This is a genomic window from Litchfieldella xinjiangensis, assembly GCF_000759345.1.
Lineage (GTDB): Bacteria > Pseudomonadota > Gammaproteobacteria > Pseudomonadales > Halomonadaceae > Litchfieldella_A > Litchfieldella_A xinjiangensis.
The window spans coordinates 442,034-468,125 of the sequence record NZ_JPZL01000002.1 but is presented as its reverse complement, the minus strand read 5'-3'; the positions used below and the strand labels follow the sequence as shown (position 1 = coordinate 468,125).

Here is a 26,092-nt window from a genome sequence, read left to right as displayed (position 1 = left end):
CATCGCCAGGTTGACGTAAGCTTTACTTTAATTGTTATTATTGTATAAGTCTTGCACAAAATTCCCGATACGCCAGCCGCGGATCGGACAGGAGGTACAATGGGCGGGGACGATCTCATCCATCGCAAGAATGACCATCTCGATATCGTGCTCGATACCGGGCGGGCCGTGAGCACGGCCGATACCGGCTTGGCGGCCTATCGCTTCCGTCACTGCGCCCTGCCCCAGCTCCACCTCGACGAGATCGACCTGAGCACCACCTTGTTCGACAAGCCGATTCGCGCTCCGTTGCTTATCAGCTCGATGACCGGCGGCGCCGAGCGTGCCCGTACCATCAATCATCATTTGGCCGAGGCCGCCGAGACGCTGGGCATTGCCCTGGCCATCGGCTCGCAGCGGGTGGCCCTGCAGTCCGATGCCGATCATGGGCTGACCCGTGAGCTGCGTCGTTACGCCCCCAGCGTGCCACTGCTCGGCAATCTCGGCGCAGCGCAACTGCTCGAACCCTCGGGGCTCGACTGGGCACGCCGGGCAGTCGAGATGATTGGCGCCGATGCGCTGATCGTGCACCTGAACCCCCTTCAGGAAGCGGTGCAGGTGGGAGGCGACCGCGACTGGCGCAACGTGCTCGAGGCCATTGCTCATCTGGTGTCTATGGTCGAGGTACCGGTAGTAGTCAAGGAAGTGGGTGCGGGCATCGCCGCCCCCGAGGCCCGCGCCCTGGTCGCGGCGGGCGTCGCGGCGATCGATGTGGCCGGGGCCGGAGGCACCAGTTGGGCGGCCGTGGAAGCAGAGCGCGCCCCGACCCAGGCCGAGCGAAAGATCGCCATGGCCTTCAGCGACTGGGGCATCCCCACGGCCCAGGCCATCTTGATGGCACGTGCCGCGCTCCCGCATACGCCGCTGATCGCCTCGGGCGGCATTCGCGATGGCGTGGACGTGGCCAAGGCCATTCGCCTGGGTGCCGATCTGGTCGGGCAGGCCTCGGGCGTCCTGCGCAGCGCACTGCACTCCAGCGAGGCCGTCATCGAGCATTTTCAGATCATCATTCAACAACTGCGCATCGCCTGCTTCTGTACCGGCAGTGCCGACCTTGCCGCCCTGCGCCGGGCGCCGTGGATCGGTGGTGACGACGACACCGCGCCGCGGGTGGGCTAATGGCTCACCTCGCCGTCGTAGCGCCACCCTTCCCCAGTCACTTTCGCGCGTTGCAGGCCGTGGCCGGCCCCTTGTTGGAGCGTGGCCATCGGGTGACCTTCCTGCATCAGCCTGACGCGGCACGCTGGCTCGACGATTCGCGCATCGCCTTTCACGCGCTGGGCGAAGATACCCATCCGACCGGCTCGCTGGGCCAGACGCTACGCCTGGCAGCCAGTCCCGGTGGGCCGATCGGTCTCTATCGGCTGATCCATGACATGGCGCGCACCACCGATATGCTGTGTCGCACGCTGCCCTCCGCGCTGGATGCCCTGGGTGTCGATGCCCTGATCTGCGATCAGATGGAAGCCGCAGGCGGGCTTGTCGCCGAGGGGATGGGACGCCCGTTCGTCTCGGTGGCCTGTGCCTTGCCCATCAATCGTGAAGCCGGGTTGCCGCTGCCGGTGATGCCCTTCGGCTACGGCACGGATATACGTATCATACAGGGCAGCGAACGCGTCCATGATCTGATGATGACGCCCTTGAACGGGGTGGTGTCCCGCCACGCCAGGGAATTCGGACTCTCACCCCGCCAAGGCCTGCACGAATGTCTCTCGCCACAGGCGCAGATCAGCCAGACGATTCCGGGGTTCGACTTTCCGCGGCAGTCGCCGCCCGGCGGACTGCACCACTTGGGGCCACTGCGTCCTGCCCCGGTGGATGAACGAGCCCTGGGGCTTGCAGTGGCCGACGACAAGCCGCTGGTCTTCGCCTCACTGGGCACGCTTCAGGGACATCGCCTGACGTTGTTCCGACGCATGGCTCGGGCATGCCGGGCACTCGGCGTGCAATTGCTGATCGCCCACTGTGGCGCCTTGAATGCTCGCCAGAGTGAAATGCTCTACCGCGACGGAGCCACCTGGGTCACCGATAGCGTGCCCCAACGAGCGGCCATCGCCCGTGCCGATGCGGTGATCACCCACGGCGGCATGAACACGGTGATGGACGCCCTCTCTGCCCGCACGCCTCTGCTGGTATTGCCGCTGGCCTTCGACCAGCCCGGGGTGGCGGCACGCATCGAGTACACCGGGGTGGGCGTTCGCGTTTCGCCGCACACCGCGACCGTCAGGCGGCTACGCAACGCCCTGAAAGCACTGCTCGAGAGTGACCGTTTCACTCCCCCCCTGGCACGCCTCGGCCGCGAGGTCGATGAGGCTGGCGGGTCGCTCAAGGCTGCCGGCATCGTGGAGCACGCCCTGACCTTGACCGATACACCCATGGAGCGCTCTGCATGACGGCTCACTATGACCTGATCCTGGTGGGCGGCGGCCTGGCCAATGGGCTGATCGCCCTGAGGCTCAAACAGACGCGGCCGGAACTCAACGTACTGCTGTTGGAGCAATCCTCGCGGGCCGGGGGTAACCACACCTGGTCGTTCCATGACAGCGATCTCACCGTAGCCCAGTGGGAGTGGGTCGGGCCCTTGGTGGGGCGCCGCTGGCCACGCCATCGCGTGATATTCCCAGGGCGTAACCGCACGCTCGACAGCGGCTATGCCAGTATCTTCTCGGAAGACTTCGCCACCATCCTGAGCAGCACGCTGGGCGACACCCTGTCGCTCAATTCCATGGTCATCGATCTTTCCCCAACCCACGTCCATCTAGCCGACGGCCGACGCCTCGAGGCCGGCGCAGTCATCGATGGCCGTGGCGCACCGGACACCCGTCACCTGGCACTGGGTTACCAGACCTTTCTGGGTCAGGAGGTTCGTCTAAGCCAACCGCACGGGCTGAGCGTGCCGACCCTGATGGACGCAAGCGTTCGCCAGGACAGAGGCTATCGGTTCGTCTACGTGCTGCCATTCACCGAAGACACCGTGTTGATCGAAGACACCCATTATGTCGATGGCCCGGCAACCGACCCGACCCTGTTGCGCGACAATATCGAGGCCTATGCCAGGGCCAAAGGCTGGACGGTCCGCGAGACGATTCGCGAAGAGAGCGGGGTGCTGCCGATCACGCTGGCCGGCGACATAGAGGCCTACTGGAACGCCACCGAAGGCCAGCCCATGAGCGGCCTGAGTGCGGGGCTGTTTCACCCCACCACCGGCTATTCGCTGCCGCACGCCGTACGTCTGGCAGAGCGCATTGCCCGCCAGTACGACCTCAGGGCCCCTGCCCTGTATTCACTGGTGCGTGACGAAGCGACCCGGGAATGGCAGCGCCAGGGCTATTTCCGACTCCTCAATCGCATGCTGTTCCTGGCGGGCCACCCCGAACGGCGCTGGAAAGTCATGCAGCGCTTCTACGGGTTATCGGAACCGCTGATCAAGCGTTTCTATGCCGGTCGGCTGACGGCCATGGACAAGCTGCGGATCGTTTCCGGCAAGCCGCCGGTGCCCTTGGGCGAGGCCATGCGCGTAGCGCGCCTCACCCACCCCGAGCAGGTGATGGCCCATCGCACCGCCACACAACGCAGCGAGCACGAATCATGAGCCAAACTTCAGATACCGCACCACCTCGTGCCGTGGTGATCGGTGCCGGCTTCGGCGGCCTGGCCCTGGCCATTCGGCTCCAGGCCGGTGGCTACCAGACCACCTTGCTCGAGAAACGCGACAAGCCGGGTGGGCGTGCCTACGTCTACGAAGACCAGGGCTTCGTGTTCGATGCCGGCCCCACGGTCATCACCGACCCGTCGGCGCTCGAAGAACTGTTCACCCTGGCCGGGCGCAGCATGGCGGACTACGTCGACCTGTTGCCGGTCGCGCCCTTCTATCGCCTGTGCTGGGAAGATGCGGCGCCGTTCGATTACGTCAATGACCAGGCCGAGCTCGAGCGGCAGATCGCCGAGCGCCACCCGCCGGACGTGGCTGGTTACCGCCGTTTCCTCGAATACTCGCAGGCGGTGTTCAAGGAAGGCTATATCAAGCTCGGCGCCGTTCCCTTCCTCAGTTTTCGCGACATGGTTCGCGCCGGCCCGCAGCTAGCCCGGCTGCAAGCCTGGCGCAGCGTCTACGGCATGGTGTCGCGTTTCGTCGAGGACGAGCACCTGCGCCAGGTGCTGTCGTTCCACTCGCTACTGGTGGGTGGCAATCCCTTTGCAACGTCTTCGATCTATACCTTGATCCATGCTCTGGAGCGAGAATGGGGCGTGTGGTTCCCGCGAGGCGGTACCGGCGCCCTGGTCCAGGGCATGGTGCGCCTGTTCGAGGACCTGGGCGGCACGCTCGAGCTCAATGCCGCGGTCCAGAATATCGACTTGGCAGAGGGAAAGGCCCGTTCGGTCACACTCCTCGACGGCCGACGGTTAGCCGCCGATGCCGTGGCCTCGAACGCGGATGTGGTGCACACCTATGCGACCCTGATGGGCCAGTCCTCACGCGGGCAGAGCGAAGCCCGGCGCCTGACGGGCAAGCGCTTCAGCATGTCGCTGTTCGTGATCTACTTCGGGCTGGATCGTCCTCCGCCTGACGGCATGGCGCACCATACCGTGTGTTTCGGGCCGCGCTATCGCGAACTGATCGAGGAGATATTCGCCGCCGACGAGCTGGCCGACGACTTCTCGCTCTACCTGCATGCGCCCTGCGTCACCGACCCGTCGCTGGCCCCTCCCGGGGGTAGCGCACACTACGTCCTGGCGCCGGTCCCTCACCTGGGCAATGCCCCCATCGATTGGGACCGGGAAGGCCCGCGCTATCGAGATCGCATCCTCGACTATCTGGAAGCGCACTACATCCCCGGGCTCCGAGCGCACCTGGTGACCTGCCGCACCTTCACCCCCCATGATTTTCGCGACGAACTCAACGCCCATCTGGGTTCGGCCTTTTCGCTGGAGCCGATTCTCACCCAGAGCGCCTGGTTCCGCCCACACAACCGCGATGCTGAGGTCGATAACCTGTATCTGGTGGGTGCCGGCACCCACCCCGGCGCAGGGGTCCCCGGGGTGATCGGCTCGGCCAAGGCCACCGCCGGGCTGATGCTGGAATCGCTGACACGGGAGCCAAGCGCCTCATGAATCAAGCCCTGCTCGATCATGCGACCCAGACCATCGATGTCGGTTCGAAGAGCTTCGCGACCGCCGCACGCCTGTTCGACTCCGAGACCCGACGCAGCGCGATCATGCTGTACGCCTGGTGCCGCTACTGCGACGACGTGATTGATGGCCAAGTGCTCGGCTTCAACGACACCGGGTCCAACGACACCATTGCGAATAGCCATGGCGATCAGGCACGTCTCGATGAACTCCGCGAACTGACCCTCCGCGCCTACACTGGCGAACCGGTGGCCACGCCGGCCTTCGCTGCGCTGCAAGCAGTGGTCCGACACCACGACATTCCCGAGCGCTACCCGATGGCCCACCTCGACGGCTTCGCCATGGACGTGCAGGGCCAACGCTACCAAACGATCGACGACACCCTGCGCTACAGCTACCACGTGGCTGGTGTGGTGGGGGTGATGATGGCCCACGTCATGGGCGTGCGTGACGAGGCGACCCTCGATCGCGCCTGCGACCTGGGCCTGGCGTTCCAGTTGACCAATATCGCCCGCGATCTAGTCGAGGATGCCGGTATGGGCCGCTGCTATCTGCCCGCCGCCTGGTTGGCCGAGGTGGGCATTGCTGAGGATGACATCGCCGCGCCGCGGCATCGCCCGGCATTGGCCGGACTCGCCCAACGCCTGGTGGATACCGCCGAGCCCTACTACCACTCGGCACGTGGCGGCTTGCCGGCGCTGCCGCTGCGCTCAGCGTGGGCGATCGCCACCGCCCACGGCGTGTACCGTGAGATTGGCGTGAAGGTGAAGGAACGGGGCGCTCAGGCTTGGGATCGCCGAGTTTCGACAAGCAAGACGGAAAAAGCGGGATTACTGATGCGCGGCGCAGGAGTGGCGGTCAGCTCACGTTTCGTGACGCCCGAGCCTCGCCCTGCTCAGCTCTGGACGCGCCCTGCCTAGAGAGCGGCCCGCCATGCGCTTCGCGCAACTGACGCTTGAGCGTGGCCACCGGCGGCGCCACCAAAAACCCGAACGACACGCACCCTTCGCGGCCTTGCACCGCGTGGTGCATCAAATGCGCCTGGTAGAGACGTTTCAGGTAGCCGCGGCGCGGCACATGACGAAACGGCCAGCGTTGGTGAACGAGGCCATCGTGGGCGATGAAATACAGCGCACCGTAGGCGGTCATGCCCGCGCCGATCCATTGCAGCGGATGCCAGCCGGCTGATCCCAGGGCGATCAGGGCAATCGCCACACCCGCAAAGACCACCGCATACAGATCGTTCTTCTCGAACCAACCACGCCGCGCGGGCGAATCGTGGGGCTCATGGTGCGAGCGGTGCCATCCCCACCCCCAGCCGTGCATGATGTACTTGTGCGCGAACCAGGCAAACGCTTCCATGCCAATCACAGTCAGCACGACGATCGCCCCATTGATCGCGACATTCATGGTTCGAGCGCCTCCAGCGCCCGGCGCAACTGCTCGGGCGAGTCGAAACTGCGACGCTCCTGAACCACCCGCTCGTCGAGCCCCAGCCACAGCACCGTGTCGTTGCCGAGCTGATCGGGCGCGACCTCGCTCTCGCGATCCAGCAGGATGCGGTAATCGGCCGAGCGCATCATCGGCACCATCACCTTCTCGACCAACCAGGGAAGCTGGGAGATATCAGCCACGTAGAGCACGTCATGCGATTCGAGCGCCCCTTCCGGTAGGCCATCGAGGGCGTCGTCGACCACGTCCGCGGCGTTGCGACTGCCCGCAAACAGCAATACCCGCGTCTGGTCATCGAGCTGGACAGGCTCGCCACGCTGATCCTCAAGAGTCCAAGGCTCGAGTGTCTCGCCCGGCGTAGCCGCCAGGCTCGCCTGACTGAGCAGCATCACGCCAGACACCAGACCCATCACCAGAAAACGCATCGTCATCGCAGCCTCCTCGTGTGTCGGGGTTCCGCATCGTCACGTCCATCGTACCCCAGCCGAGACCGATCGCCCACGCCAGTCTTCGCACCAACACAATTGAGAACTATTATCGAAAGTGGTAGCTTGCGGAAATCTCATCGGGAGTCCTCCATGGCCGCACGACACAGTTATCGCCTTTTCGATGTCACCCTTACCCGACGCACACAGGTCAGCCCGTCACTGGTTCGCTTCACCTTCACCGGCCCCGAGGTCAACCAGATGGCGACCCACGCCCCCGACCAGCGTATCAAGCTGTTCTTTGGCGAGGCCCCCGGCAGCCTGGATGCCTTGTTCGACGTCGTGCACCAGCATCAGGATGAATGGTACGCCGCCTTCCGCGCCCTGCCGGAAGCCAAGCGCCCCGCGATGCGCACCTACACCATCCGCGCCCTGCGCCCCGAGAGCGCAGAAGTGGATGTCGAATTCGTGCTGCATGGCGATACGGGGCCGGCCTCACGCTGGGCGATGCGGGCCCAACCGGGCGACCGCCTGGCCATGACGGCCCCCATCGCCGGGCCGGAAAGCGCCCAGGTCGGTTTCGAGTGGAAGCCACCGCGGGACGTTCGCCGGATCCTGCTGGTCGCCGACGAGACCGCCCTGCCGGCGGCGGCGGGGATTATCGAACAGCTTGCCGAACGTGCCGGCCCGGCCCGCGTCGACGCCCTGATCGAAATGCCGTTGCGTGGCGACGTGCAAGCCCTGCCCAGTTCAGCCCAGGTACATTGGCTCCCGCGTGACGCCACGCCCGGCTGCGCGCATGGCGAGCACTTGCTGCGTGCGGTGCGCGACATCGACCTGCGCTACGAGATCGTCGCCCTGGGCGGCAAGGCCGAAAGCAGCGAAACGATAGACGAGCCAGCCACCGATCAAGCCTTCTGGGAAGCCGCCACGGTCGACGACAGCGCCCCTTTCTATGCCTGGGTTGCCGCCGAGACCAAGGTCGCGCTGGGCATCCGCCGCTATCTGGTCAACGAGTGCGGTCTCCCCAAGCGTTACGTTACCAGCATGGGCTATTGGTGTGAGGGCAAGGTGCTGGGTTGAGCGACGCGCCCGGCCCGACAAAACGCGTTTAACGGTGCCTGCATTTGCGGCACCATAGCGGCAGTCGTTTCCCCGCCAAGGACTTTGCATGCCGTCGCTCGCCGCCCCCCAGGAGAATGCCCTCACACCGGGCTTCATGGTCATTCATGGCAATCGCCTGGAGGACCTGCGCGGCGTCGCGGTAGAGTGGATGAAGCGGCATCCGTTGGCCCCGCTCGAAAACGAAGTGATCCTGGTGCAGAGCAACGGCATCGGGCAATGGATGAAACTCGCCCTGGCCGCCGACGAGAGCGATGACGGCAGCGGCGGCTCTGGGATTGCCGCGGCGCTGGATATTACCTTGCCGGCGCGCTTCCTGTGGCAAGCCTACCGTGCGGTGCTCACCCACGTCGAGCAGGACGCCAACGCGGTGCCGGCGACCTCGCCCTTCGACAAGGCCCGTCTGCTGTGGCGGCTGCTGCGCCTGCTTCCCGAATTGCTGGATCGCGAGACCTTCTCACCGCTGCGCCAGTTCCTGGCCGATGATGATGACCTGCGCAAGCACTACCAACTGGCCGAACGGCTGGCCGATCTGTTCGACCAGTACCAGGTCTACCGGGCCGATTGGCTGGAAGCCTGGGGGCGCGGCGAGGACGTACTAATCTCTGCGCGTGGCGAGTCCCGCCCGATCGACGAGGCCCAGCGCTGGCAGCCGGCCCTTTGGCGGGCATTGATCGAGGACGTAGGGGACGACGGCATCGACTCCAGCCGGGCCATGGTGCACCGTCGGTTCATGGAGGCTGCACGCCACCTGGACTGCGACAACCGCCCGACCGGGCTGCCGCGCCGGGTGATGGTCTTCGGCATCTCGTCGTTACCCCAGCAGGCACTCGAGGCACTGGCCGTGGTGGCCCGCTGCTGCCAGGTGGTGCTGTGCGTGCATAACCCTTGCCAACACTACTGGGCGGACATCATCGAGCACAAGGACCTGCTACGCGCCGATCGCTACCGCCAGCGCCGCAAGGGTGGCATGCCCGCCCGGCTCGATGTGCTCGGCGATGGCGACGGCGATGCTGGCCTGCACCTGCACGCCCAGCCGCTGCTCGCCGCCTGGGGGAAGCAGGGCCGCGACTACCTGCGCCTGCTCGACGAGCACGACGATGCCCAGCAGTACGAGCGCCTGTTTGCCGCCGACTCGCTGCGTATCGACCTGTTCGAGCCGTTCGTCAGCAGCCAGGGCCAGACGCGCCTGCTGAACCAACTGCAGGACGACATCCGCGAACTGCGGCCCGTGCATGAGACCCGCGAGCAGTGGCCCGCCGTGGCGCCTGCCCAGGACGATTCCATCGTCTTTCACGTGGCGCACAGCCCCCAGCGCGAGGTCGAAATCCTTCACGACCAACTGCTCGCCGCGTTCAGTGCCGACCCCAATCTGCGCCCGCGCGATATCATCGTCATGGTGCCGGACATCGACCACTACGCACCGCACATCCAGGCCGTGTTCGGGCAATATGCCCGCGACCAGCGCCGGGACGATGACCCGCGCTTCATCCCTTTTACCTTATCCGACCAGGGCGACCGCCATCGCCTGCCGCTGCTGATCGCCTTGGAAAAGCTGCTGCGCCTGCCCGAGCTGCGACTTTCGGTGAGAGAACTGCTCGACCTGCTCGATGTGCCCGCCCTGCGCGCGCGTTTCGGGCTCGACGAAGCGGACGTGCCCACCCTGCGCCGCTGGATCGAGGGCGCCGGGATTCGCTGGGGCCTGCATGGCCGGCAGCGTTCCAGCCTCGACCTGCCCGACGGCATGGAGCAAAACACCTGGGCCTTCGGCCTGCGCCGGCTGCTTCTGGGTTACACCGTGGGCGACGCCGCCACCGGCCCTTGGCAAGGTATCGAACCCTTCGACGACATCGGCGGGCTCGACGCCCAGCTTGCCGGCCCCCTGGCCCTGCTGCTGGAAACCCTGGAAGACCAATGGCATACGCTACGCGAACCCACCAATGTAAACGGCTGGGCCCAGCGACTACGTGAGCTGCTCGAGGCCTGTTTCAGCGCCGAGGCGCCCCAGGACAGCCTGATGCTGACCCAGCTCGAACAGACCCTGCAGACCTGGCAGGAGAGCGCCGAAGAGGCCGGCCTGACCCGCGAGTTGCCGCTCTCGGTGGTGCGCGAACACTGGCTGTCTCAGATCGACGAGCACAGCCTCTCGCAGCGTTTCATGGCCGGTGCGGTCAACTTCGCCACGCTGATGCCGATGCGCGCGATTCCCTTCAAGCGGGTCTGCCTGCTGGGGATGAACGATGGCGACTACCCGCGCAGCCACCCGCCGATAGATTTTGACCTGATGAATGGCGACTACCGGCCCGGCGACCGCTCGCGCCGTGAAGACGACCGCTATCTGTTCCTCGAAGCCCTGCTCTCGGCCCGCGATCAGCTCTACGTGAGCTGGATCGGCCGCAGCATCGTCGATAACGCCGAAAAACCGCCTTCGGTGCTGGTCGGGCAGCTACGCGACCATCTCCAGGCCGGCTGGCACACCACCGATGGGAGCCCCTTGCTCGATGCCCTGACCACCGAGCATCCGTTGCAACCGTTCAGCCGCCGCTACTTCCCCACCCGGGAGGCATTGGCTGAGCGCGGTGTCTCGTCCCGGCGGCTGTTCACCTACGCCCATGAGTGGCGAGACGTGCATGATAGTCAGCCCGCGGAAGCACCCTCTGGCGAACTGGAGACGTACAACCAGGACGCGCCTCTGACGCTGATCCAACTGGGCAATTTCCTGCGCGATCCGGCCAGGGCCTTCTTCACCACGCGCCTGAACGTCTTCCTCGAACAGGAAGACCTCACCAGCCTCGACCACGAGCCCTTCGCCCTGGATGGCCTAGGCAACTGGCAATTGCAGGACCGGTTGATTCAGGTGCAGCGCCGCGCCGTGGATAGCGGCAGGCCCCGCGAATCCGCCATGCTCGAGGCACTGGACCGTCTCCAGGGCGAGGGGGTACTGGCCATGGGCGCCTTCGGGTATCGCATGCGCGAACAGCTCATCGAACCGATGGGCGAGCTGTTCGAGGCCTATGAAGACGCGCTGGAGGAATGGCCCCATGCCCTGGAGGCGCCCGACGCGGTGCAGCTCACCATCCCTGGCGCCCCGCCACTGGAGGACTGGCTGGAAGATTTGCGACAGGATGACGAAGGCCGCCGCTGCCGCCTGGTGCTGTCCAGCAGCAGCCTGATCAAGAAGAACAAGTATCACTGGCACCACCTGCTGCGCCCGTGGGTGGCGCATCTTGCCGGGCATGTGAATGGTCAACCGCTGACCACCCGGCTGCTCTCCAAGGCCGGCCATGTGACGCTGCCTCCGCTTGACCCCGACGCGGCGACTCGCCATCTACAGGAACTCATTGCCGCCTGGCAGAACGGTATGCGCGCCCCGCTGCCCCTGGCCACTGAAACCGCCTTTGCCTGGTTGGGCAAGGCCGGCACGCCCGGGAGCACTGACGAAAGCGATGCCTGGCGCGCCGCAGCTGCCGCCTACAATGGCGACGCCTTCAATGCCGGCGAGGCCGGTCGTAACCCCTATCTCGTTCACCAATGGCCGAGCTTCCGGACCCTTGTCGAAGCCAAGCGCGAGTCACCGGACAGCTTCGCCCAGCTGACCGAACGGCTACTCGCCCCGGTGCATCGGGCCGTCAAAGGCGGCAGGAAAGAGAGCGACACGAAAGCCGGAGGCAAGAAATGAACGACGTCGCGCAGCCAGTTGCCCTGAATCCGCTCGACTTCCCCTTGCACGGCAGCCGCCTGATCGAGGCCAGTGCAGGCACCGGCAAGACCTTCACTATCGCCCTGCTCTACGTGCGCCTGGTGCTGGGCGCACGCTCGGAGGGCGATGACGCCGCCTTTGAACGCCCGCTCACCCCGCCGGAAATCCTGGTGGTGACGTTCACCAATGCCGCGACCCAGGAGCTGCGCGAGCGTATACGTGCACGGCTGGTAGAAGCGGCGGGGGTCTTTCTTCAGTCGCCAGAAGCCACGCAACACATTGCCGAAGCTTCGGGAGCAGAACAGAGCGGAGGTCATTCGACATGGATGTCGAATGTAGCGCCCAGGGAAGGGTTCACAGCGCCTCCGCGGAGTTCTACTGACGAAGCTGCCGATGCGGCTAGTCAAGAAGCCCCGGTGCCTGACGCCGGAACAGACAATGTAGCAAGAGTAGAGCTGCTCAAGACAGATCCGCTCCTTCTCTCCCTACGCGACGAGTACGATCCCGCCACCTGGCCCGCCTGCGCCCGGCGCCTGCAGCTCGCCGCCGAGTGGATGGACGAGGCCGCCGTCTCGACCATCCACAGCTGGTGCTACCGCATGCTGCGCGAGCACGCCTTCGACAGTGGCAGCCTGTTTTCCCTGAACCTGGAGACCGACCAGAGCGAGCTGGAGCTTGAGGTGGTACGCGACTACTGGCGCAGCTTCTACTATCCGCTGAATGCCGATGAGCTGGCCACCGTGGTGCGCCACTGGAAGACCCCCGAAGCGTTGCACCAGGCCGTGCGCGGGCTGATGCCCGAATGCCAGGCGCTCGATAAAGGCGCCCCGCCCCCGGCCGAGACGGTTGCCAACGCCCAACGCGAGACCGCCCAGCGCCTGGCCGAGCTCAAGGCGCCCTGGCCGCAATGGCTCGACGAGTGCGAAACCCTGTTCGAAGAAGCCGCCCAACAGAAGGCCTTCAAGGGACAGAGTTTCAATGCCCGAAGCCGCGCCAACTGGCTGGGTGCGCTGCGCGACTGGTGCCAGGGAGACGACACCTGGCCCGGCCTTACCGAGGCCGCCTGGAAACGCCTGACGCCCCAGGGCATGGCGGACATCTGGGTCAAGGGCGAGCCGCCGAACCACCCGGCGCTGGCCGCCCTGGAATCGCTGCAGGACGAATTGCACGCCCTGCCCGACCCGTATACCGACCTGCTCACCCATGCCGTGCACTGGTGCCGCGAACGGCTCGACCGCGAGCAGGAACGCCGCGCCGAGATGGGCCCCAACGAACTGCTGACGCACCTCGACCGCGCCCTGTCCGGCCCCAACTGCGAAGCGCTGGGCACCCAGATCCGCCGCCAGTTCCCGGTCGCCCTGGTCGACGAGTTCCAGGACACCGACCCGGTGCAGTACCGCATTTTCGATTGCGTCTACCGCATCCGCGAGAATCGCCGCGAGTGCGGCATTTTCCTGATCGGCGATCCCAAACAGGCGATCTACGCCTTCCGCGGTGCCGACATCTACACCTACCTGCGGGCACGCCGCGATACCCAGGGCCGTCACGTCACCCTGGGCACCAACTTTCGCTCCACCCAGGCCATGGTCGAGGCGGTCAACCGCTGCTTCGAGCACGCCGAAGCGCACCCGCCCGGCGCGTTTCTGTTCAAATCGGCGGAGGGGGAGAATCCCGTCCCGTTCGTGAGCGTCGGCGCCAAGGGCCGCAAGGATGCGCTCACCGTCAACGGCCAGCCGCTGCCCGCGATGACGCTGTGGCACCTTGCCTGTGACGAACCGCTGGCCAAGACCGCCTATCACGCCGACTTGGCCGAACGCTGCGCCTCCTACATGGCCGAGCTGCTGGAACAGGGCCAACACGGCCGTGCCGGGTTCCAAACACAGGTCGAGAACGATACGTTCAAAGCGCTGAAACCCTCCGACATGGCGGTGCTGGTCAACGGCCTGGGCGAGGCACGGGCGATCCGCCAGGCGCTGGCACGCCGGGGCGTGAAGAGCGTCTATCTTTCCGACAAGGACAAGGTGTTCGATTCACCCATAGCGCCGCAGCTTGAAGCCTGGCTGCACGCCTGCGCCGAGCCCGACGATACCCGCAAGCTGCATACCGCCCTGGCCATGCCGGCCCTGGGGCTGGATATCCCCACGCTGAACGACCTCAACGAGGACGAGCTGGCCTGGGAGCAGCGCGTCATGCAGTTCCGCGACTATCACCGCCTGTGGCAGCGCCAAGGCGTGCTGCCGTTGGTGCGTCGCCTGATCAACGATTTCGCCATCGCCCGGCAGCTGCTCTCGAGCGGGCCCGCCAGCGAGGGTGAGCGCTTCCTCACCGATTTGCTGCACTTGGGCGAGCTACTACAACAGGCCAGCCAGGAGCTTGACGGCGAACATGCGCTGATCCGCTTTCTTGCCGAATCCATCGCCCAACCCGACGGCCAGGGCGATACCCACAAGCTGCGCCTGGAAAGCGATGCCGACCTGGTGCAGGTCATCACCATCCACAAGTCCAAGGGCTTGGAGTATCCGCTGGTGTTCCTGCCGTTCATCTGCGGCCATCGCCCGGCCAAGAAAGAAGACTCGCCGCTTCGCTGGCACGACGCCGAAGGCCGGCTGCGCATCAGCCTGGAAGCCGACGAGCAGACCCTAGCCATCGTCGATCGCGAACGCCTGGGCGAAGACCTGCGCAAGCTCTACGTGGCGCTGACCCGCGCCCGCCACGCCACCTGGCTGGGCATGGCTCCGCTCAAGGGGCTGGAAGGCAGCGCCATCGGCCAGATGCTCAACAATGGCGAGCCCATCGATCCTGCGTCGTTCGAAAGCGAGCTCCAGCAGCTCAAAGCGGGAAGCGCCGCCATCGAGATTGTCCTCGCGCCCCCCATCGAGCAGCGCGTCATCTCGCTGGATGCCAACGATGCGCCCCTGGGCGATGCACTGATACCGGCACGTTCCGCCCGCGAACACTGGTGGATCGCCAGCTACTCGGCACTGCGCACCTCCGCCGACGGAGCCACTATGCCTGCCACCCAGCCCGCCCCAGTAAGTGCTGACTTACCGGAGGTGCCTGAGCGTAGCGCGGAAAGCGCCACCCCAGTGCCCGAACCGGCCACCGCACTGGAAGCCACTGCCCTAGAGGTGATCGAGGAACCCCACGATAGCGGCACTACCGTGCAGATCGCCAACCTGCATCGGTTCCCGAGAGGCCCCGGACCTGGCACGTTTTTACATGGGATTCTCGAGTGGGCTGGCGAACAAGGCTTCGCCCGGGTGGCCAGCGACCCCGCCCTGCGCGAAGACACCCTGGCGCGGCGCTGCCAGGTGCGTGGCTGGCAGCAGTGGCTGCCCACGCTGCATGAGTGGTTCGGCGCCCTGCTCGGCGCCCCGCTGCCACTGCCCCAAGCCGGCACGGCGTTCAGCCTGGAATCGCTCGCCACCTACCAGGTCGAGATGGAATTCTGGTTCGCGGCGCACCACGTCGATACCCGCCGCCTGGATGCCCTCGTAAGTGCTTACACACTGCCGAGCGCGGGTACGACCACGCCTCGCCCCGAGCTCGATGCCGATACGCTCAACGGCATGCTCAAGGGCTTCATCGACCTGGTGTTCGAGTTCGAGGGGCGCTATTACGTGGCCGACTGGAAATCCAATCACCTGGGGCCGGACGACAGCGCCTACAGCCCCGAGGCCATGCGTCTGGCCGTGGCCGAGAAACGCTACGACCTGCAATACGCGCTCTACCTGCTGGCGCTGCATCGCCTGCTCAAGGCGCGCCTGCCGGATTACGATTACGAACGCCACATCGGCGGCTCGCTGACGGTCTTCCTGCGGGGCGCCAATGCCGACAGCCGGGGCGTGCATGCCGAACGCCCGCCACGCGAACTGATCGAAGCCATGGACGCGCTGTTCCAGGGGCAGCCCGCCGCGGCCAACGCACCGAGCCACACGGAGACGCCGGCATGATCGAGCGCACCCATGACGCCACGCCCCACCTGTTCGGCGATCTGCTCGACGACGACACCTCGCAAGCCGCCCAACACACGGACACGCCGGCGAACGAGAACGCGCGCGAGGCGCTGGACAGCGTCGACGCCCTTGTCGCCCTGCTCGACCGCTGGGTAGAACGCGCCTGGCTACGCGCGCTGGACCGTGCGCTGGTGATGTTCCTGCATCGTGAAGTGGCCGAGGCCTCACCCTTGTTGCTGCTGGCTGCGGCACTGGCCAGCCACCAGCTCGGTCGCGGCCATGTGTGCCTGGACCTCGCCCAGACCCTCGCCGCCCCCAACCTGGCGCTATCATTACCGCCAGAGGGCGACGACCTGAGCGACCCGCCGCCGCTACCCAGCGAGGTATTGGAGGGGCTGGAACTCAGCATCTGGCGCGCTGCGCTCGAGCACCCCGGGCTGATCGCCGACGGCAACGCCCCCAACCCCGGCAATACACCGCTGGTTCGCAGCGAACAGGACGGCAACGTGCGGCTCTACCTGCGCCGCTACTGGCAGTATGAGCAGGACATTCGCGGGCTGATCGGCACCCGCCTCGACCTGAATGGTCCTTGTGGGAGCGCAGATTTTCTGCGCGATGGCGGCGGGCACACGGCAAGCGACCCGCAGAACACGCGAACCCTTTCCACCGCCCTGGACGCGCTCTTTCCCGCCCGCGCCGATTCACAACTCGACTGGCAAAAGATCGCCTGCGCCCTTGCCGCCCGCTCGCGCTTCGCGGTGATCACCGGCGGCCCCGGCACCGGCAAGACCACCACGGTGGTCAAGCTGCTCGCCCTGCTGCAATCGCTGCAACTGGCCGATAACGCGCGCCCGCTGCGCATCCGCCTGGCCGCCCCCACCGGCAAGGCCGCCGCACGTCTCAACGAATCAATTGCCGGGCAGGTCAGCCGCCTGCCGTTGGATGAGTTATTGGATAAATTCAACGTCGCCGAGCGCGCAGTAGCGCTCGATATACCCACTGAAGTCACCACACTTCATAGATTATTGGGCTCCCGCCCCGATACCCGCCACTTCCGCCACCACGCCGGCAACCCGCTACCGCTCGACGTGCTGGTGATCGACGAAGCCTCGATGGTGGATATCGAGATGATGGCCGCCGTGCTCACCGCCCTGCCGCCCCGCGCCCGCCTGGTACTACTCGGCGACAAGGACCAGCTCGCCTCGGTCGAGGCCGGCGCCGTGCTCGGCGACCTGTGCCAGCGCGCCGAAGGCGGCCACTACACCCCGGCAACCTGCCAATGGCTTGAAGCCGTGACCGGCACGCCGATCCCTGACGACTACCAGGACGCAGACGGCCAGCCGCTCGACCAGGCCATCGCCATGCTGCGGGTGAGCCACCGCTTCGATGCGGCCAGCGGCATCGGCCAGCTTGCCGAAGCGGTCAACCGCCCGCTCGGCCCCGGCCACGGCTCCAAAGACAAGAAACGCGCCGTGCGCGAGGTCTTCCAGCAGAACTACGCCGATATCGCCCGCCTCGCCCTGGCGGACGCCGACGGCCCGGCGCTGGACCGGCTGGCGGTGAGCGGCCACCCGGGTGGCTTCACCCATAACGGCGAACGCCGCCAGGACGGCCGCGGCGAGCCCATTGCTCCGCCGGTGGGCTACGCCAACTATCTTCACGTGATGCGAACACAGCGCCCCGAGCAGGCCACGTTCGGAGAAGGCGACGCACGCAAGCCGTTCGACGACTGGGCCCGTGACGTGCTTAATGCCCACGGCCAATTCCAATTGCTGTGTGCCCTTCGCAAGGGCCCGTGGGGTATCGAAGGCCTGAACCCACGCATCGGCCGCGCCCTGCGCCTCGCCGGGCTGCTCCAGGCCAGCGACCTGGAACTCGACCAGGGCTGGTTCGAAGGCCGCCCGGTACTGGTGACCCGCAACGACTACGGCCTGGGGCTGATGAACGGCGATATCGGCATTACCCTCGCCGTGCCCGATGCCCGCCACACCGCACAGCCCGACCGCACGTTGCTGCGGGTGGCCTTCCCTGCCAGTGACGGCAGCGGCAACATCAAGTGGGTATTGCCCAGCCGCCTGCAGGCAGTGGAAACCGTCTTCGCCATGACGGTTCACAAATCCCAGGGTTCGGAATTCACGCATACCGCCCTGCTGCTACCCGATGCCCCCAACCCCATCCTCACGCGGGAACTGGTCTATACCGGCATCACCCGCGCCAAGCACTGGCTCACGCTGGTAGAGACGGGCCGTGGCATGCTGGACGACGCGGTGGCGAGGGACGTCGTCAGGGTGAGCGGGCTGGGCACGTTGCAATAAGTTGGTCACACTAGAGCCCGTCTGGACGACGTTGTGTACGGTTCAAAGCAAGGGAAAAGCAAGGGAGCTGCGTATGAAGCACCATGGAAAAATCGGCCATGTGGGGCGTCAAAGCCTTAGCCTGCTGGCTCGGTTCGGCCGCTACGAACTAGCGATACTGCTCTGCGTCTCGGTACTGTCCGGCGGGGTGTGGGGGTTCGTCGCGCTGGCCGATGAAGTCACCGAAGGAGAGACACAGAGCGTCGATGAGAGCCTGCTGCTTTCGCTGCGCAACCCGGCCGATCTCAGCGACCCGCTCGGGCCGGTCTGGGTCGAGGAAATGGGGCGGGACTTCACCGCGCTCGGCGGTGTCGGCGTGCTGGTCCTTATCACGCTGGGCGCCCTCGGCTACCTGTTGCTCGCCCGCCGCTATCGCGCGGCCCTCTTTACCGCGATCGCGGTGCCCGGCGGCATCCTGCTCAGCACCGTAATGAAGATGGGCTACGACCGCGCCCGGCCCGATCTCGTGCCTCATGAAGCCATGGTCTACACCGCGAGTTTTCCCAGCGGCCACTCGATGATGTCGGCCGTGACCTACCTCACCCTGGCCGCCCTGCTCACCCGCGTGCAGCCCTCGCTGCGGCTGAAGGCGTACCTTCTCATTATCGCCGTACTACTCACCCTGCTGGTCGGGGCAAGCCGCGTCTACCTTGGCGTTCACTGGCCGACGGATGTACTTGCCGGGTGGACAGCCGGGGCAGCCTGGGCATCTTTGTGCTGGCTCGTCATGCGCTGGATGCAGCGGCGCGGGCAGGTGGAAACGGAAGAGAGCTGGTCGGGGACCGAGTAGGTTTGCGCTTAATGGCATTAAACCTGATGTGAAGAGCAACAAGAATGATCGAGTCGATGCTGCGGCCATCTGGGAGGCAATGGGTCGCCCGCATATAAGATTGGCGACCCTGACCCGTTTTAGGCCCAGCCAGAATTGGAAAGGTTCGGCGACAGCCCTACGGCTCTTTCGGTTGCCAGATTGGAATCGGTATCCAAGCCCAGATAACCCAGGCGGTTCTCTTTGGAGTTCAGCCTGGTTGTTTGGCGTTGTCCTCAAACTCCGGCGAAGTATCCACCAATCGCGCACGAAGGCGGGGCAGTTGCGAGGGGTAATGCTGCTGTATGAATGTCACCAACCCCTCACGGATAGCGCATCGCAGATCCCAGTTCTGGCTGGAGTTAGGTGCACTCATAAGGAAGCGAACCTGTAGCGCCTGATCATTGGAGTCGGTAACCTGAACAATCGCCACCTTGCCATCCCACTGCTTCGTCGTATCCAGCAAGCGAGAGAACTCCTGGCGCAGTGGCTCGATCGGCATGGTGTAATCGACCCAGATAAAGACCGTGCCCAGCAAATCCGCCGTATTCCGCGACCAGTTCTGGAAAGGGTTCTCGATAAACCACTGCAACGGCACTATAAGCCGACGCTGATCCCACACCCGCAGGACTACATAGGTGGCGGTCACTTCCTCGACCCAGCACCACTCGCCCTGCACGTTCAGCACATCATCAATGCGGAACGGCTGGGTGAGCGCAATCTGAATGCCCGCCAACAAGTTACTGAATACCGGCCGTGCAGCAAAACCCAGGATAATGCCGCCAACACCCGCGGACGCGAGCAGACTGGCGCCCACTTGCTGTACCGGCTCGAAGGTCATCAGCGCGGCACCAACACCTACGATGATAACGAGGACATTCAAGCAACGGACCAGGAAGCGTGTCTGTGTCTCTACCTTGCGGGCCCGCTTCCACTGTCCTTCCAATACCGGATTCAGCAACACGATAACGTCGCCAATGACTGAGGTCAGTCGAACCGCTGCCCACGTCATGGACAGAATCAGTAGCAATGTGACAACCTGTTTCACCGGCGCCAAGAGCAACAGGTCATCCGGAGCGCCATTGAGCGTGGCCCTGAGTACCAGCAGGCTAGTGACCAAGCCCAGCGCCTTGGCAGCCGCGTCCAGAAACAGCCGGGGGACGGTTCGTTGTTTCGAAAAGTGCCGGATCACCGCTAGCGTCAGCCGGTAGAGGGTATAACTGGCTATCACGGCAAGCAATGCCGAAATGCCCGGCAACATCCAGGCCTGTAAACTCGCTTCCAAAGTTTTCAGCATTGCTCTTTCCATCCTCGATGGAGGCTCCACCCCGAATAACCTAAGATAGGCGGCTCGGAAAGGCCAGAAAGTCACCCAGAGTCTTTGATAAAGCTCTGTAACTGTCGGCACTTAGAAAATTAGCGCCTCCCAAAGAGCCTTGGCTGATAAAACAACCGGTAAACGCTTATAGCTTTTTGACGGCCAGCGCCAGGTTGGGCGCCAATGGCAGCCGCGGTAACAGCGTGGCCTGATAGGCGTGGTAGAGGTCGGGCTTGACGTCGCCCTCGTTCGGGTCGATCGACAACTGACTGTCGAGCTCCTGGTACCAGCCACCCCGCGCACGGTCGATGAACGTGGTATCGATGAAGTCCCAGAATTGCCGGTACCACTTCTCGTAGTGGGCGTCTCCGGTGCGTTGCAGGAAGGCGGCCGCGGCGGCCAGTGCTTCGGCATGGGTCCAGTGACGCCGACGGCGGGAGTGGGGTCGGCCCTGCCAATCCACGGTGTAGACCAGTCCCGGAGAACCATCGCTTGCCCAGCCGTCGCGCAGGCTGGCATCGAACAACGCCGCCGCATCGCTGAACAGCCAACCCGGGGCGGCCCGACCACGGGCTTCCAGTGCAGCTTCCAGGTGCAGCATCAGCCGCGACCATTCGAAGCCATGTCCCGGCGTGGCGCCATAGGGGTAAAAGCCGTCGTCGGGCTGGTCGGCATTGTAATCCGGCCATTCGGACCAATCGCCGTGAAAGTGCTCGAGTATTCGGTAGTCGCGGTCGGCGGCGTGGCGGTGGATCAGCCGCTCGACGATGGCCAGCGCTCGGTCGAGCCATAGCGGTTCGCTGCGCACATCGGCCAGCGCCAGGCAAAGCTCCACACCGTGCATATTGCTGTTGCCGCCGCGATAGTCGGCAAGATTGCGCCAGTCCCGGTCGTAACTCTCGACAAAGGCCTGTTCGTTCGATGACCAGAAGCGGGTTTCAATCACCCCGACGACGTCCTCGAGCAGTTCAGCCGCGCCGGGAATCCCGGCATGCGTTGCGGTGGCCGCGCCAAGGGCGACGAAATGGTGGAGATAACACTGCTTGGTGTGATCCTCGGTTGTGGCGGGGTCGGCCTCGAACCAGCCGCCATGGCGTTCGTCGCGCAGCACACCGCTCAATGCGCGGATGGCGTGCTCGGCCAGCGCCGCGGCGCCCGGCACGCCCTGCAATGCCGCCAGCGCATAACTGTGCGCCATGCGCCCGGTGATCATGGTGTCGGCCCCAGCGCCCTCAAAAATGCGTCCGTTGCCATCGAGCGCCGCGAAACCGCCGGACGCCAGACGCGCTTGGCGATGAAAATCGAGCAGCGCTAGCCCTTCACGGGTCAGCCAGTGGTGGTGAGTCGCGCTATCAAGCCAGCGCCGGGATGTGTGATTGGAGTTGGGAGTCATCATTGCACCTGGATCGAAGCGCCCGTCGTTAGCCTAGCATGGGAGAAATCACGAGAGTCAGCGTGCAAACTCCTCGAACTTAGGATGCTCATCCGTAAGATCGAACCACGCGGCCTTGGACGAGACCCAGGCGTGGTAGCGCTTGCTGGGTGAGATTGCCGAATCCAAGGTTCCCAGCCGCAGCCGCTTGGCTTCGGGAAGGTCGTCGCGGGCACTGAATAGGGGGCTGCCGCACTCCGCGCAGAATACCCGCGCCTTGTTCGGCGTGGCGCGGTACTCCTTGAGGTAATCGGCGCCTTGGGTAATGCGGAAGTCGGCCGAGCGAATGGGTGCCACGGCGGCGAAGGCACTGCCCTGCGCTTTCTGGCATTGCGTGCAGTGGCACATGGAGACTTCATCGATCTCGCCGCGGTATTCGTAGCGGACCTTGCCGCACAAGCAGCTACCCGTGTGCATAGACGGTGCCTCTGTTTATGGGGTTGTCGTTATGGGTCTGTTGATGTCAGGCTGATCTTGGCGTCATCGAACGCTAGGTACCCGGCAATCTGGTTCATGTCTTCCTTTGGCTGCTCATAGCTCCACGCCACGTCGGCATCATCGCCTACCGAGAAATAGGCCGCATCGCCCTTGAAGGGGCAGTGAGTCACGGTGTCTGAGCGGGTCAGTCGGTTCATGCGTACGTCTTCGCGGGGAAGATACAGGCGGGGCGGATAGCCGCGTTCACGCAGTTCGATGGCGCGGGTGGTGTCGGCAAGCAGCGTGTCGCCAAGCGTGGCCTGCACCCGGCGATTAAGCGGGTCCAGCGTGATACGGGGTTCGGTGGACGTCATAGGAGCTTCCCTTATGGGTATCGGCGCTAGTCAGGAACCGTTGTTCAGCCTAGCACCGCAGGGAAGCTATCGGAGGGATACCCAGCGCCTCGCATCAATCTCTGGGGTAGCGCGCCTCAAGCTCTGCCACTTGCTCGGGCGTCAGGGCACGGGGGTTCTTGCCTTGCAGCAGCAAGAATAGCTTGGCTGTTTCCTCGAGTTCTTCCGTGGCATAGACGGCCGCTTCCAAACTCTTTCCCGCTACCACCGGGCCATGGTTGGCCAGCAGCACGGCGCTGTGGCGCCCGGCTAGCCCTTTCACGGCATCGCCCAGGCTCTCGTCCCCCGGGATATGGTAGGGCACCAGAGGCAGCTTACCGACGCGCATCACGTAGTAGGCGGTCAACGGCGGAATGCAGTCGCAGGGGTCGATGCCGGGTAGGCAGGACACCGCGACGGAATGGGTCGAATGCAGATGCACGATCGCCTCGGACTGGGGGCGCTCCGCGTACATCGCCATATGCAGAAAGCTCTCTTTGGTGGGCTTGTCCCCGTCTTTCCAGCCACCATCCCGGTCCAGTCGTGATATACGGCCCGGGTCCAGGCGGCCCAGGCAGGCATTGGTGGGCGTCATCAGCCATCCACCGTCATCGGTCCGCACGCTGATGTTACCGCTGGAGCCCATGGTCAGGCCGCGGTCGAACAGGGATTTGCCCAGAGTGGCGATCTGTTCGCGAAGGCGATTCTCGTCATGCAGGCTCATGGCGTTAGTTTCCTTTGGTTCGTGTCTCTAGCACCTCGAAGGCGCGCGAGAAGAAGTCTTCACTGCCAAAGTTGCCCGACTTCAATGCCAGGGACAGCGGCGCGTCCTTCCCTTCCAGGGGCGCTTGGGTCCAGGGCACGCCGGGGTCGATCTGATCGCCAATGCGAAGCTGACGTATGCCCAAGGCCGAGACCACGGCACCCGATGACTCGCCACCAGCGACGACCAACCGCCCTACCCCTTCTGAAACCAGCGTCCGGGCTAGCTCACCCAGTGCCTGCTCGACCAGCTCGCCGGCTTGTTCGACCCCCAACTCCGCCTGGGCAGCCTTGACGCGACCCGCATCGGCGGAGGCGTAGATCAATACCGGCCCACCCTTGGCGAGATGCTCACGGGCGAAGGCGAGTGCGTTCTCAAGGTGAGCGGGATCCTTCGCCAATAGCAACGGGTCGAGTCCCATCCCTGGATGGCGCTCAAGGAAGTTGGACACCTGACCCAGCGTCGCCCTGGAGCAGCTGCCGGATAGCACCAAGGCGCTGCCGGAAGCCGGTGCCAGGCGCCCCGGGTCGCTGATCTCGGTAAGCCACCCCTTGCGCCGGTAATGCTCAGGCAGGGCCTGACCAAGACCGGAGCCGCCGGTGACCAGCGGATAATCGACCACGGCCTCGGCAAGCACGTCCAGGTTGTCTTCGTTCAGGGTGTCGCAGATGACGTGGCGAACACCATCGGCCGATAATTTATCGAGATGTTCACGCGTCGGTGCTGAACCACTGGCAAGAACCGGATATGCAGCCAGGCCGACCTCATGCGGCGTCTGGCGGGCCAGAACGCGAACCAGGTCAGCGTCTGTCATCGGCGTGAGGGGGTGATGTTGCATGCCACTCTCGCTGAGCAAACGATCCCCCACGAACAGGTGGCCCTGGTAGACGGTGCGCCCGTTGATGGGAAACGCCGGTACCATCACCGTCTGCGTTGCACCCAGTTGTTCCAGCAGTGCATCGGCCACCGGCCCGATATTGCCCGCGTCCGTGGAGTCGAACGTGGAGCAATACTTGAAGAATATCTGCCGGGCGTTGTGCTCCTTAAGCCAGGCCAGCGCGGCAAGCGAATCCGACACTGCCTGAGCGGCCGGAATCGAGCGTGACTTGAGCGCGATCACCACGGCATCGACATTGTCGAGGGCGAAGTCGGAACTCGGCACGCCGATGGTCTGCACGCAACGCATGCCAGCACGCACCAAGTTGTTGGCAAGGTCCGTAGCGCCGGTAAAGTCATCGGCGATGGCACCCAGGACAAGCGTCATGGAATTCTCCCTTTGCAGATTAAGTATTCGCTGCCTTCAGCTTTGCCCGCTTGCGCAGGGGCACGACAATGGCGGCGGTGAGCAGCAGGATCGAGATAACGATCAACGTGGCGCTGATGGGCCGCTCGAAAAAGATCGTGAAATCGCCTCGAGACATGGCCAGGGTCCGGCGCAGCTCGCTTTCGGCAATCGGCCCGAGCACCAGACCGAGAATGATCGAAACCAGGGGGAACTTGAGCTTTTCCAGCAGGAAGCCGAGGACGCCAAACCCAAGCATCAGCCAGACATCGAACATCGAGTTACGGACCGAGTACGTACCGATGATGCAGCACATGACGATGATCGGACCCAAGGCCGAGTACGGTATGTTCAACAGCCGCGTGAACAGGGCGATGAACGGCTTCGAGAACAGCAGGATCATGAAATTGACGATGAACAGCCCGGCAAACACGGCATAGACCAGATCGCTGCTGGTTACCATGAACATGGGCCCAGGCTGCAAGCCATGCATGATGAACGCACCGAGGATGATAGCGGTCGTTCCGCTACCGGGAATGCCGAGGGCGAACAGAGGCACCAGGGCACCCATCGCGGCGGCATTGTTCGCCGCTTCGGGGGCAGCGATGCCTTCCGGCGCCCCTTTCCCGAATTGCTCAGGGGTCTTGGACCAGCGCACCGCCTCACTGTAACTGACCATGGCCGCCGTACTGGCGCCGATGCCAGGCAGGATCCCGATGACGACTCCCAGGAGCGAGGAGCGCGACAAGGTAACGCCGATCTTGCGCAGGATAGGCATGTCGAAGATCCTGATGGACACCTTCTTCAGCGGCTGATGGGTCTCCTCGCCCAAGGCGCGCTTCATGACTTCCGAGATGGCAAACAGCCCAACGATGACGGGAATCAACCCTACCCCTTCGGCAAGCTCCAGAGTTCCAAACGTGTAACGGCTGGTGCCTGTCAGCGGATCGAAACCGATGGTGGCGATAAACAGGCCGAGACATGCGCCGATGAGGCCATAGATCAATCGGCCGCCCAGGGAAGCCACCACAGTGAGGCCCAGGACAGCCAAGGCAAAGTATTCGGGAGACGAGAATTTGAGTGCCACCGATGCGAGCATCGGGGTAAAAATGATCAGAGCGATGGTTCCCACCAGGCCGCCAATGGCTGAGCTCAAGACCCCGATGCCCAACGCTTTACCGGCTTGGCCCTGCTGCGTCATGGGATAGCCGTCAAACGCGGTCATGACCGCTTCCGGTGTTCCCGGCGCACGGTAAAGAATGGCGGTGATCAGGCCTGAGAAAACGGTAGAGCCATAAATGGCTGTCAGTAGCATGAACGCTGCGGTGGGGTCCATGCCATAGGTGACTGGCAGCAGAATCACCACCAGAATAACCCCGCTGATGCCGGGCAAGGCCCCGCCAATAAAGCCGATGAAGACCGCAGAGGTCAGCAGCAGGAAATTCATGGGCTGGAAAACCACTGCCAACCCGTTCAGAAAGCTGTCGAGCATGTTCAACTCC

At 64.5% G+C, this 26,092-nt stretch carries 19 protein-coding genes; 10 read left to right on the top strand and 9 right to left on the bottom strand.

The features are described 5' to 3' along the window. Window positions 1-99 precede the first annotated feature (99 nt). From fni to crtB, 5 genes are read left to right on the top strand one after another with little or no spacing between them, the layout of a single operon-like run. On the top strand, window positions 100-1,158 hold the full coding sequence (fni, locus tag JH15_RS09640) for a type 2 isopentenyl-diphosphate Delta-isomerase (protein WP_052384025.1): 1,059 nt from the start codon (window positions 100-102) through the stop codon (window positions 1,156-1,158). Next, window positions 1,158-2,432 carry a glycosyltransferase gene (locus JH15_RS09635; RefSeq protein ID WP_043529730.1) on the top strand — a complete coding sequence of 425 codons (1,275 nt, stop codon included), beginning with the start codon at window positions 1,158-1,160 and terminating at the stop codon, window positions 2,430-2,432. The genes fni and JH15_RS09635 overlap by 1 nt, the downstream gene beginning before the upstream one ends. Next, a complete protein-coding gene (gene crtY / locus JH15_RS09630) occupies window positions 2,429-3,631 on the top strand; it encodes a lycopene beta-cyclase CrtY (protein WP_043529728.1) in 1,203 nt (400 codons plus the stop codon). Before JH15_RS09635 ends, crtY begins: the two co-directional genes overlap by 4 nt. Next, on the top strand, window positions 3,628-5,151 hold the full coding sequence (locus tag JH15_RS09625) for a phytoene desaturase (protein WP_043529726.1): 1,524 nt from the start codon (window positions 3,628-3,630) through the stop codon (window positions 5,149-5,151). The genes crtY and JH15_RS09625 overlap by 4 nt, the downstream gene beginning before the upstream one ends. Then, window positions 5,148-6,089: a 15-cis-phytoene synthase CrtB gene (gene crtB, locus JH15_RS09620; protein ID WP_043529724.1), complete on the top strand. Its 942-nt coding sequence runs from the start codon at window positions 5,148-5,150 to the stop codon at window positions 6,087-6,089. The genes JH15_RS09625 and crtB overlap by 4 nt, the downstream gene beginning before the upstream one ends. On the opposite strand, the gene JH15_RS09615 is transcribed toward crtB, so the two are convergent. Further along, a complete protein-coding gene (locus tag JH15_RS09615; protein WP_043529721.1) occupies window positions 6,028-6,579 on the bottom strand; it encodes a sterol desaturase family protein in 552 nt (183 codons plus the stop codon). The genes crtB and JH15_RS09615 overlap by 62 nt on opposite strands. Next, window positions 6,576-7,052, bottom strand: coding sequence for a hypothetical protein (locus JH15_RS09610; RefSeq protein WP_052384024.1), 477 nt, complete (start codon window positions 7,050-7,052; stop codon window positions 6,576-6,578). The genes JH15_RS09615 and JH15_RS09610 overlap by 4 nt, the downstream gene beginning before the upstream one ends. Before the next feature lie 147 nt (window positions 7,053-7,199). On the opposite strand from JH15_RS09610, the gene JH15_RS09605 reads away from it, so the two are divergent. The 5 genes from JH15_RS09605 to JH15_RS09585 all read left to right on the top strand — a co-directional run bounded on the left by JH15_RS09605 (window position 7,200) and on the right by JH15_RS09585 (window position 18,968). Further along, window positions 7,200-8,129: a siderophore-interacting protein gene (locus JH15_RS09605; protein ID WP_043529720.1), complete on the top strand. Its 930-nt coding sequence runs from the start codon at window positions 7,200-7,202 to the stop codon at window positions 8,127-8,129. A gap of 88 nt (window positions 8,130-8,217) precedes the next feature. Beyond that, entirely contained in the window at window positions 8,218-11,847 is a 3,630-nt protein-coding gene (recC, locus tag JH15_RS09600) for an exodeoxyribonuclease V subunit gamma (RefSeq protein ID WP_043529718.1), read from the top strand. Beyond that, the gene (gene recB, locus JH15_RS09595; protein ID WP_043529716.1) at window positions 11,844-15,821 is read left to right on the top strand and encodes an exodeoxyribonuclease V subunit beta; all 3,978 of its coding nucleotides are present in this window, start codon (window positions 11,844-11,846) and stop codon (window positions 15,819-15,821) included. The genes recC and recB overlap by 4 nt, the downstream gene beginning before the upstream one ends. 197 nt (window positions 15,822-16,018) lie before the next feature. Further along, window positions 16,019-18,139 (top strand): exodeoxyribonuclease V subunit alpha, encoded by a 2,121-nt coding sequence (gene recD / locus JH15_RS09590; RefSeq protein WP_231566430.1) that lies wholly within the window; start codon window positions 16,019-16,021, stop codon window positions 18,137-18,139. A gap of 73 nt (window positions 18,140-18,212) precedes the next feature. After that, window positions 18,213-18,968 (top strand): phosphatase PAP2 family protein, encoded by a 756-nt coding sequence (locus tag JH15_RS09585; protein WP_052384023.1) that lies wholly within the window; start codon window positions 18,213-18,215, stop codon window positions 18,966-18,968. A 229-nt stretch (window positions 18,969-19,197) separates the two neighbouring features. On the opposite strand, the gene JH15_RS09580 is transcribed toward JH15_RS09585, so the two are convergent. The 7 genes from JH15_RS09580 to JH15_RS09550 form a co-directional block, all read right to left on the bottom strand. Then, entirely contained in the window at window positions 19,198-20,283 is a 1,086-nt protein-coding gene (locus tag JH15_RS09580) for a mechanosensitive ion channel family protein (protein ID WP_043529713.1), read from the bottom strand. Between the two features lie 166 nt (window positions 20,284-20,449). After that, on the bottom strand, window positions 20,450-21,697 hold the full coding sequence (locus tag JH15_RS09575; RefSeq protein WP_043529711.1) for an AGE family epimerase/isomerase: 1,248 nt from the start codon (window positions 21,695-21,697) through the stop codon (window positions 20,450-20,452). A gap of 57 nt (window positions 21,698-21,754) precedes the next feature. After that, window positions 21,755-22,153, bottom strand: a complete 399-nt coding sequence (locus JH15_RS09570) for a GFA family protein (protein WP_043529709.1) — start codon at window positions 22,151-22,153, stop codon at window positions 21,755-21,757. Window positions 22,154-22,182: 29 nt separating this feature from the next. Beyond that, window positions 22,183-22,527, bottom strand: a complete 345-nt coding sequence (locus JH15_RS09565; RefSeq protein ID WP_043529706.1) for a DUF427 domain-containing protein — start codon at window positions 22,525-22,527, stop codon at window positions 22,183-22,185. Between the two features lie 94 nt (window positions 22,528-22,621). Further along, window positions 22,622-23,269, bottom strand: coding sequence for a 3-oxo-tetronate 4-phosphate decarboxylase (gene otnC, locus JH15_RS09560; RefSeq protein ID WP_043529704.1), 648 nt, complete (start codon window positions 23,267-23,269; stop codon window positions 22,622-22,624). 4 nt (window positions 23,270-23,273) lie between these two features. Then, window positions 23,274-24,572 (bottom strand): 3-oxo-tetronate kinase, encoded by a 1,299-nt coding sequence (gene otnK / locus JH15_RS09555; RefSeq protein WP_043529702.1) that lies wholly within the window; start codon window positions 24,570-24,572, stop codon window positions 23,274-23,276. Between the two features lie 19 nt (window positions 24,573-24,591). After that, complete coding sequence (locus JH15_RS09550) at window positions 24,592-26,082, bottom strand: tripartite tricarboxylate transporter permease (protein ID WP_043529700.1); 1,491 nt, start codon at window positions 26,080-26,082, stop codon at window positions 24,592-24,594. Window positions 26,083-26,092 lie beyond the last annotated feature (10 nt).